The following is an 8,135-nucleotide window of genomic DNA, read 5'->3' as shown; positions in this document are numbered from 1 at the left end:
TCCAGCTTTTCACGCAAGGCGTGGAGATGCAGCACATCCGACGCCGCATAGGCCAGTTGCGCATCGCTGAGCGTGTCGCTGCCCCAGTCGCTGGACTGCTGCTGCTTCGACAGATCGACGCCGAGCACTTCGCGGACCAGATCCTTGAGACCGTGGCGATCCGTATAGGTGCGGCACAGGCGCGAGGCGATCTTGGTGCAATAGACCGGCGACGGCATCACGCCGAGCGCGTTGGACAGCGCGGCAAGGTCGAAGCGGGCGAAATGGAAGATCTTCGTAATGCCGGCATCGCCGAGCAGCTTCTTCAGGTTCGGCGCATCGGTGTGCCCCATCGGGATCTGCACCACATCGGCGCTGCCATCGCCCGGCGACAGCTGCACCACGCAAAGCCGATCGCGATGCGGATTGAGCCCCATGGTCTCGGTGTCGATCGCCACCGACGAGGTGTAGCGGCTCAGATCCGGCAGATCGCCGCGATGCAGGCGGATGGTCATGTGTCGTCGAAATCCCTGTCAGCGCCGGCGACTCGTGGCCGGCGTACACAGTTTAGCGCCTTCAGGCGGGGGTGACGAGAGGCGGCTCGATGCCTTACATGCGCCGATCCGGCGTCAGCTGATTGCGATTGACGCGCAATTCGATGATCGCCGGTCCTTTCGCTGCGACGGCACGGGCAAACGCCGCGGGAAAATCCTGATGCGCATCGATGGCCTCGCCATGGGCGCCGTAGGACCGCGCCAAAGCGGCGAAATCGGGATTGAGCAGATCCGTGCCGCTGGGTCGGTTCGGGAAATGCAATTCCTGATGCATCCGGATCGAGCCATACATCGCATTGTTCACGATGATGACGATCACCGGCAATTGCTGCTGCACCAGCGTGGCGAAATCCTGCGAAGCCATCATGAAGCAGCCGTCGCCAGCCAGACAGACCACCCGCCGTTCGGGATAACGCAGCTGGGCCGCGACCGCTGCTGGCAAACCATAACCCATCGTGCCGGATTTCGGCGCGATCTGCGTCCCCAACTTGCGGTAGCGATAGTAGCGGTGCAGCCAGATCGTGTAGTTGCCGGCGCCGTTGGTGACGATCGCATCGTCCGGCAGCTCCGTATTCAGATGGTCGATCACCGTCGCCAGATCGAAAGGCGGCGCGTCGGTGCGTGGGGCCTGGTAATCAACATAGGCTTGTCGCGATTCCGCGCGCCAGCCTACCCAGGCCTTGCTGTCGAGCGGTGCCAGCTTCGCCAGCGCCTCGGCGAAGCGCGCCGAATTCGCGGGAATCCCGAGCGTCGGGACATAGACGCGACCGAGTTCTTCCGGTCCGGGAAAAACGTGGATCAGCACCTGCTGCGGCGTCGGGACGTCGAACAGCGTGTAATGGTTGGTGGTGACATCGCCGAGCCGATCGCCGATCACCAGCAACAGATCGGCGGTCTTCACCCGCGCCATCAGAGGCCGGCTGCAGCCAAGGCTGATATCGCCGATATACTGACTGCTGCGATTATCGAGCACATCCTGCGAGCGGAAACCGGCCACGACCGGCAGATCATTGCGCTCGACGAAGGCCCTGAACTGATCGGCGGCCTCCGATGTCCAGCCGCAATTGCCGACGACCACCAGCGGACGCTGCGCCTTCTGCAGCATGGCATGGATCTCGGCCATCTGCGTCTCTGACGGCGCAGCCTGAATCACGGTGGCGGGCGCGGCATCGGGGACATCGCTGACGGCGCCGAGAACATCTTCGGGAATCGACAGCACGACCGGTCCCGGCCGCCCCTGCATGGCCACATGGAACGCACGGCTCACCATTTCCGGGATACGGTCGACCGAGTCGACTTCGACCGCCCACTTGGTCATGTCATCGAAGGTGCGAACGTAATTCATCTCCTGAAACGCCTCGCGGCCGAGATGGCTGCGCGGCACCTGCCCGATGATCAGGATCATCGGCGTCGAATCCTGCCAGGCGGTGTGCAGCCCGAGCGCCGCCTGCATGGCGCCGGGACCACGGCTGACGACACAGATGCCCGGCCTGCCCGAAATCTTGCCGTCGGCTTCGGCCATGTGCGAGGCCGTCGTTTCGTGCCGGCAGACGATGAAGCGGATTCCGGCGTCAGGCTCGTAAAGCGCATCGAAGACTGGCAGCGCGCTCTCGCCGGGAACGCCGAACATCCGGTCGGCACCGTTGCGACGAAGCGCGGCAATGAGGATCTGCCCGCCATTGCGTTCACCCGCTTTGGCGGCGACCGACCGGACTGGCTCGTGCTTGTTCATGGCATATCTCGTTCTAATTACATCCGCGCGGTCGTCAGGTCGCCGCCATCACTCTTGAAAAACTTCCTGCCGACGCTTGCTGATGGAGGGCATCACGATGGAGATCAGCAACGCTGCCGACAGCAGGAGCAGTGCGAGGCTGATCGGCCGCTGCAGGAACACCATCGGATCACCATGCGAGGTAATCAGGCTGCGGCGAAAGTTTTCCTCCACCATCGGGCCGAGCACGAAGCCCATCAGGAGCGGGGCCGGCTCGGCATCGAGCTTGCGCAGGATGTAGCCAAGCGCGGTGAAGCCGATGGTCATGTAGACGTCGAAGCTCGAATTGTTCACCGAGTAGACGCCGATGGCGCAGATCACTGCGATGACCAGATAGAGGATCCGGTACGGCACGTTGAGCAACCGGACCCACAGGCCGATCATTGGCAGATTGATGATGACGAGCATCGCATTGCCGATGAACATGCTGGCGATCAGCCCCCAGAACAGGTCCGGCTGACGCGAAATGATGGTAGGCCCCGGCGCGATTCCATGGAGGGTCAGCGCGCCGACCAGCAGGGCCATGGTGGCGCTGGTGGGAATGCCCATGGTGAGCAAAGGCACGAACGAGGTCTGCGCGGCCGCGTTGTTGGCCGATTCCGGACCGGCCACGCCCTCGATGGCGCCATTTCCGAACCGTTCGGGAGTCTTCGACACGCGCTTTTCCAATGCATAGGACGAAAACGACGCGATGGTCGCACCGCCGCCGGGAAGCACGCCGAACAGCGTCCCCAGCACCGTGCCACGCGTCACCGCGCCCCAGGCGCCGCGCAACACCTTCAAGGACGGCCAGATGCTGTTGATCTTGGTGTGATTGACGATGCGCTGGCTGACATTCTCGAGATTGGAAATCACCTCGGCGACGCCGAAGAAGCCCATCACGAGAGCAACGAAGTTGATGCCGTCGGAGAGCTCGATCAGGCCGAAGGTCATCCGCGCTTCGCCGGTGTTGATGTCCATGCCGACCATGCCCAGCAGCAAGCCGAGGAAGATCATGGCAATGGCGCGGAAAGCGGAGCCATTGGCGAGAACCACGGCCGAAACGAGCCCGAGAACCATCAGCGAGAAATAGTCAGGCGAGGCGAATTTCTGCGCCATCATGGCCAGCGGCGGGCCCAGCAGCGCAATGACCACCGTGCCGAAGCAACCGGCGATGAACGACCCGATGGCGGCGATGGCCAACGCTTCGCCTGCGCGACCCTGCAAAGCCATCTTGTAACCGTCGATCGCGGTGACAACCGAGGTGGATTCGCCGGGAATGTTCACCAGGATGGCGGTGGTCGACCCGCCATACTGCGCCCCGTAGTAGATGCCGGCGAGCATGATGATGGCGCCGACCGGATCGAGCGCATAGGTCGCCGGCAGCAGCAGCGAGATGGTGGCGACGGGCCCGAGTCCGGGCAGCACGCCGATCAACGTGCCGCAGATCGCGCCGATAAAGCAGAACAGAATGTTGAGCGGCGTCGCAGCGACCGAGAAGCCATGTCCAAGGGCAGAGAAGACATCCATCATGGCAGCACATTCACCGGAAGCTTGAGAAGCCAGACAAAGACGATCGACGACATGGCGGCGAGGATTACGCCCGTGATGAGGCTGACACGCCATGTGCTTTCACGGGACGCGAAATGGGCAATCGCGACCTGTGCGAGAATCGCGATCGCAAGCCCGGCGCGTTCGATCAGTAGCCCGAATGCCGCAAATGACAGCAGTATGAAGAATAGCGGCCGCAGATGCACGACGCCGGCCGGCATGCCCGCAGTGGTGAGGCCTTTAACGATGAGAACCAGACCCATGCCGAGCAGGATCAGAGCGAGACCGAGCGGAAAATAGCCGGGCCCCATGTCGAGCACGGTGCCGATCGCCAGCGTGCGGATATAGAACAGAGCGACGATGGCAATCGCCGAGAGCAGAAGCCCCGAATAGAAGTCGGTATTGCCGCGCTGGACGATGGTCTTCATCGCACTCCCCATGTCATCGATGAGTCAGGGGCGGGCGGCGAACCGATCGCCACCCGCATGAGACCGGATCAGGTCTTCTTGTCGTTGATTTCCTTGAGCAGGGCGCGCCACTGCTCGACTTCCTTGCCGATCTGCGCCGAATACTCGGCCGGCGTCGTGAAGACGGCAGACGCGCCAGCGACCGCCATGTTCTTCTTCACTTCAGGATCGGCAGCCATCTTCTTCAGCGCATCGGAGACCTTGGCGATCACCGCATCCGGCGTTGCGGCCGGGGCCATGATGCCGTTCCACGATTCCACCGCATAGCCGGGTATCACGGTTTCACCGATGGTCGGCAGGTTCGGCGTGAACTCGCTCCGCTTCTCGGAGGTCACCGCAAGCGCCTTCACCGTCTTGGCCTCGATCTGCGGCAGCGCGTCGGTCATATTGGTGAAGGACAGGCTCACCTCCCCGGCCACCACGGCTGCAGTGGCGGGCGAGCCGCCCTTGAACGGCACATGGGTCATCTTGGTGCCGACGCGGCTGTCGAACAGCGCCACCGAATAATGCATCAGGCCACCGGCGCCGCTCGACCCGTAGGTGAGCTTGCCCGGATTGGCCTTGGCATACTTCACCAGTTCATCCATCGAATTGATCGACAGCGACGGATTGACGATCACCGTTTGCGGAATGGTGCTGACGACGCTGATCGGCTTGAAGCTCTTGAGCGGATCGTAGGACGTGGTCTGTGCCACCGGCGCAATGGAGATCGCGCCCGAGCTGCAGACGCACAGCGTGTAGCCATCACCCGGAGACTTCGACACGAGATCCGAACCGACGATGCCGCCGCCGCCGGGACGATTCTCAACGACGACCGTCTGCTTCAGCTCCTTTTCGAGGAAGCGCGCGGTGATGCGACCAACAGCATCGGTGTAACCACCCGGTGCGTAGGGAACCACGAGCTTGATCGGCTTGGACGGCCATTCCTGCGCGGACGCCGGCAGGACACTCAGTCCGGTACCTACAAGCAGGGCTGCTACGAGAAGTCGCTTCATCGGTGTTTCCTGATTACGGGAGGGATCGGGAGGCTTCAGAAACTATGCAATGTTCGTTCCGACCAGGCCCAGCGCCTGCACGGCCTTGTTCTCGCCATCGGCGAAATCCTTGAGCTCGATCTCGGTCTTCGCGAATTCGACCCGCCTGAACGTCGCCTGATCCTCGAACGGCACGGTGGCATCGATGCCGAGCTTGGTGCGGATGCCTTCCTTGCTGACGCGCACATATTCGTGGCCGCGCGCGCCGGGGATGAGAATGAGATCGCTCGACGCTTCCATGCGGGTGGCGACGGCATATTCGACGTCGACGGGATCGCGGATGTCGATGTCGTGATCGACCACCGTGATGAGATCGAGATCCTTCAATGCGCCGAACGCCGCGAGGATGGCGTTGCGTTGCAGGCCGTTGTGCTGACGGCTCTGCTTCTTGACCTGGATGATCGCGTGAAAGCGGTGCAGGCCGCCGGAGGTCATTTCCACATCGGTGACGATCGGGATCGCCGACTGCAGCACCTTGAGCAGGCTGGCTTCGAGCACATATTTGCGCAGGATGATCGTCTCGCGGCCGAAGCCGTTGATGACATGATAGATCGGCCGCAGACGATGGGTGACCGCGGTGATCTTCAGCACCGGTGCATCGGCAGCCGGCGCCGCGAAGCCGACGAACTCACCGAACGGCCCTTCGGGCGCGACATCGTCCACCGAGATTTCGCCTTCCAGCACGAATTCGCATTCGGCAGGGACAACCATGTCCTGCGAGATTGCCTTCGCCACCGTCAGCGGCTTGCCCGCCAGTCCACCGGCCACGGCAAGTTCGTCGGCATGCTCGGGCATTTGAGAGCCCATGGTGGCCGCAGTGAAATGCAAAGCGAGATCGGTGCCGATGCAGACGGCGACCGGCAGCGCCTTGCCACGCGCCTTGGCCCGATCGAATGCAAGACGGAGATGGCGACCGAAATCCAGCTTGATGGCGACGCGATCCGGCCCCAACAACTGTAGCCGATGATAGGAGGCGTTGTAGATGCCGGTTTCTGGATCCTTCACCACCACGATGCCGGCGGTAATGTAGCGGCCCGCATCGCCCGGCGCATGAAACAATGCCGGCAGCATCTTTGTGATATCGAAGCCGGTCTTCAGCACGACTTCCTGCGACGGCGCATTGCTCACGATTTCCGGCGGCAGCGGGCCACCCATGGCACGCTGCACCAGACCGCGAATGCCGTTGAAATCGAGACCGAAGGCCGCCTCGCAATTCTCCTTCGAGCTGAGGAGATTTCCCACCAGCGGGACGTCGTAACCTTTGACCTTGGGAAACAGCAGCGTCTGCTTGCCGTCATGCTTCTTCAGCACCGCCGCGATCTCGAGATGCGGATCGGCCGCGTTCTCGAATGTCAGAATGCGATCATTCTTGGCAAGACGCGCCAGCGCGGAGCGGAAGCGGGTATCGAGAATTTGCGGCTGCGGCATTTTGTTCTTGTCTCGCGTGATCACGTAATTGCGAACAACGATAGCTAAGCAACAAAGGTAGTCAAGCTCGCTCGGTAGGCACCGCTGATTAATTTACGAGCGTGCACTGCATCATGGATTGGTTTTATCAGCAGCCGAGAGAAGTGTATCGACGGCAGATTGCATCGCAACAACACGGTCGGCCTGCGCTTCGCCGAGGAAATGCCGCACGACAGAATGCACCACCTCGCCGACTTCATCGCGCGTCAGATCGCGATGATGCGCTGTCTTGCGCTGCAACCAGTGAGCCAGCAGGTCATTTTCGAGACGTTCGGCCGCGAGTTCGCTGGCCTTGATCTGCGATCGCAGCTTTTCCGTCTCTCCGCCAGGGGCCGGCACGGGACCGGACTTCAAGACCGTACGTAACTGTCGAAGCGGATGGATCACTTGCGCGCGCCAGGCGCCGCAAGCTGCGTCCATATCTCGAATGTCAGCGGGAGTGAGACGGATGCGGCGCTGTGACGCTGCAAAACTGGCGACCAGAAGCAGCATCACATCGACGCCGGCATCGGCCTGCAATTTCAGACAGGCATCGGAGACGCCAGGCGCGGAATAGAGCCGGAGCGCGAACGCCCAGCTCTCCGACGCAATATCGCGATGATCGCCCGTCATTGGCATAAAGCCAAAGATGACGGGGCCGCACTCATACGATGTCCCGCGGCTTGCCGGCGTTGAGACCTTCCCAGCGGCTCACCACATCTGTCTGGATATCGAACAGATCGAGCACGCGACCGAGTGTCTGGTCGACCATCTGCTCGAGGCTGGCGGGTTTGGCATAAAAGGCTGGGACAGGCGGATAGACGATGGCCCCGATCTCGGTGACGGCCGCCATGGCTTTGAGATGACCGAGATGCAACGGCGCCTCGCGGGCCATCAGCACCAGCCGACGCCTCTCCTTCAGCACCACATCGGCAGCACGGGTCACCAGGGACGATGTCACGCCGGTGGCGATTTCCGCCAGACTGCGCATCGAACAAGGTGCGACGACCATGCCCAGGGTCTTGAACGATCCCGATGAGATCGTCGCCCCGATATTGTCGGCCTGATGGACGACGTCGGCGAGATCAGCGACGTCGGACACCGAGAGATCGAGTTCCTGGGTCAGCGTGATTTTCGCTGACCGACTCAGCACGAGATGCGTTTCGACATCCGTCGCCTGCAACAGCCGCAGCAGCCGGACACCATAGATGGTGCCCGACGCTCCGGTGATGGCGACGATCAGGCGTCGCGGCGCGATCTCAGGCCGGGTCGAAATAGTGGATCTCCATCAGCACGCAGCCGCCGACCGACTTGAACGGGCCATGGAAGACGCCCGGCGGACGAACCGCGTAGG

At 62.2% G+C, this 8,135-nt stretch carries 8 protein-coding genes; all 8 read right to left on the bottom strand.

Going from position 1 to position 8,135, the window contains the following annotated elements; genetic code table 11:
* The coding region (locus tag ACIQ17_RS27780; RefSeq protein ID WP_398472599.1) for a ribonuclease D at positions 1-494 on the bottom strand (494 nt) is incomplete at its 3' end.
* 94 nt (positions 495-588) lie between these two features.
* Positions 589-2,265 (bottom strand): thiamine pyrophosphate-binding protein, encoded by a 1,677-nt coding sequence (locus tag ACIQ17_RS27775; protein ID WP_398472598.1) that lies wholly within the window; start codon positions 2,263-2,265, stop codon positions 589-591.
* Between the two features lie 48 nt (positions 2,266-2,313).
* Positions 2,314-3,816, bottom strand: a complete 1,503-nt coding sequence (locus tag ACIQ17_RS27770; RefSeq protein ID WP_398472597.1) for a tripartite tricarboxylate transporter permease — start codon at positions 3,814-3,816, stop codon at positions 2,314-2,316.
* Positions 3,813-4,262 (bottom strand): tripartite tricarboxylate transporter TctB family protein, encoded by a 450-nt coding sequence (locus tag ACIQ17_RS27765; RefSeq protein WP_398472596.1) that lies wholly within the window; start codon positions 4,260-4,262, stop codon positions 3,813-3,815. The genes ACIQ17_RS27770 and ACIQ17_RS27765 overlap by 4 nt, the downstream gene beginning before the upstream one ends.
* A gap of 68 nt (positions 4,263-4,330) precedes the next feature.
* Positions 4,331-5,296 (bottom strand): Bug family tripartite tricarboxylate transporter substrate binding protein, encoded by a 966-nt coding sequence (locus tag ACIQ17_RS27760; RefSeq protein WP_398472595.1) that lies wholly within the window; start codon positions 5,294-5,296, stop codon positions 4,331-4,333.
* A gap of 42 nt (positions 5,297-5,338) precedes the next feature.
* A complete protein-coding gene (locus ACIQ17_RS27755; RefSeq protein ID WP_398472594.1) occupies positions 5,339-6,763 on the bottom strand; it encodes a UbiD family decarboxylase in 1,425 nt (474 codons plus the stop codon).
* Between the two features lie 111 nt (positions 6,764-6,874).
* Complete coding sequence (locus tag ACIQ17_RS27750; RefSeq protein ID WP_398472593.1) at positions 6,875-7,414, bottom strand: TIGR02444 family protein; 540 nt, start codon at positions 7,412-7,414, stop codon at positions 6,875-6,877.
* A gap of 31 nt (positions 7,415-7,445) precedes the next feature.
* The gene (locus ACIQ17_RS27745) at positions 7,446-8,039 is read right to left on the bottom strand and encodes a UbiX family flavin prenyltransferase (protein ID WP_398472600.1); all 594 of its coding nucleotides are present in this window, start codon (positions 8,037-8,039) and stop codon (positions 7,446-7,448) included.
* Between the last annotated feature and the right edge of the window lie 96 nt (positions 8,040-8,135).

This window comes from Tardiphaga sp., from assembly GCF_044340795.1.
Classification (GTDB): Bacteria; Pseudomonadota; Alphaproteobacteria; order Rhizobiales; family Xanthobacteraceae; genus Tardiphaga.
Note: the sequence above shows the minus strand (reverse complement) of the source record. Positions and strands in the feature narration are given on the sequence as shown.